The sequence below is a fragment of the Hymenobacter agri genome, from assembly GCF_054778495.1.
The window spans coordinates 1-1,600 of record NZ_BAAGZM010000792.1; the positions used below are offsets into that span (position 1 = coordinate 1).

The window sequence follows — 1,600 nt, forward strand, 5'->3', positions numbered from 1 at the left end:
ACGGCCTCACGCCGGGCGTGGCGGCGGCCCTCACGCGCAAGCTGCACATTCCGCGCGGAGCCGGCGGCCAGGCCGAAAGCCTGAATGTGGCCATCTCGGCGGCGATTTTGCTGGACAACTTTTTTCGCGGGCAGTAAGGGGTAAGACCAAAACGAAGAACGTCATGCTGAGCAAAGTCGAAGCATCTCTACCGTGCCACTAATTCAGGTTAGTATTGCAGTAGAGATGCTTCGACTTCGCTCAGCACGACGTTCCTTATCTATGCGTCTGCGGGAGCCAGGCGGCTAGTTCACCCCAATCAGGCGGATGCCGAAGCTGAGTACCTGGGTGTCGGGGCCGGCGTTGGTTTTGAACAGGGGGTTCATGTTGTATTTGGCAAAGAACTCTAGGTCGCCGTAGCCGATGGTGCCTTGCAGGCCGTAGAGGAAGTTTTCCATGTTGTAGCCGCCCGAGTCCTTGTCCTTGTAAGTAGTGCCCTCGCTGGTATATTTCAGCTTGGTCCAGGACTTGATGCGGTAGCCCGCGAAGCCGCCGGCGCTGAGCACGAACGTGGGGCGGTAGTGCGAGTCGCGCAGCTGCAGGCGCAGCATCACGGGCAGGTTCACGCTGGAAGTGGCCAGCTTGGTTTTCTGAAACTGGCGGCCGTTGGTTTCGCGCACCACGCTGGTGCGGCCATTCACATCCACCCACTTGTTGTTGCCGGTGAGCATGTAGTTGTTGAAGGCAAATTCCGGCCCGAGGGTGAGGCTCACGGGGCTATGCTTGCCGCCGAGGCGCGGGTCCCAGTTCAGGCCGATGTTGACGTAGCGCGAGCCTTCGGTGCGCAGGTCGACGGTTTCGGACTGGCCGTTGAGGCCGACGGAGGCTTTCTGGTTTACCAACGCGTTCAGGCCCAGGTCGAAAATCAGGTGCGACTTGGTGCGGTGTTCTTCGACGTTTTTCTGACGGGTCGAGTCGCGGCGGGCCTGGCTGATGCGACGCTCCTCGTCGGTTTTGCCGCCCACTTTAAAGCTTACGCCCGCGCTTTTCGCGGCCTTGTCCATCAGTACATCCACCTTGTTGTTGGAGGCGCTGCCGGCACTCGTTTTGTGCGTGGTGACGCGGATTTGCTCAGGCAGGTTTTTGCCGGGCTGGTCTTTGTCGGGGTAAAACTCCATCGTTACCTGATTGGTGCTGGCCGTTTTAGCCGCGGCTTCGGCCTGGGTGATGTAGGTGGCCAGGCGCGAAGTCAGCGAATCGAGCTGGTATTGCTTGAGCTGGCGCAGCTGGGCGGCATCGCGCACCATCAGGGTGATAACGGCTTTATTGGGCAGGCGCACCACAATGGTGTCTTTCACGGTAGTGGGGCGGGCCAGCGTGGTGGCCTGGGCCGTGGTCGAGGCAAACCCAAGGCCCGCGGCCAGCAGCAGAGAAAAGGGGAGAAAAGCGCGTTGCATGATTTCTAAGCAAAAGAGAGTTAGAGTTGAATGGACTTGCTGACGCGGCGGCCGCCAATGTTGGCTTCCAGGGTCAGGTTTTCGGGCAGGCCGGTTACTTCGGCCAGGCTGATGCGCTCGCCCCGCACCGCGTGGCCTACCTGCCGCAGCAGGCGGCCGCCCAG

The 1,600-nt window shown here is 60.7% G+C and carries 1 protein-coding gene; it reads right to left on the reverse strand.

Features of this window, described 5'->3' with window-relative positions; translation table 11 throughout:
• Positions 1-284 precede the first annotated feature (284 nt).
• A complete protein-coding gene (locus tag ACYVDE_RS22175; RefSeq protein ID WP_460503712.1) occupies positions 285-1,436 on the reverse strand; it encodes a porin family protein in 1,152 nt (383 codons plus the stop codon).
• Positions 1,437-1,600 lie beyond the last annotated feature (164 nt).

Bases quoted from the DNA above. Each gene is read 5' to 3' on its own strand.
- ACYVDE_RS22175 (WP_460503712.1), bottom strand. From the start codon at position 1,436: ATGCAACGCGCTTTTCTCCCCTTTTCTCTGCTGCTGGCCGCGGGCCTT.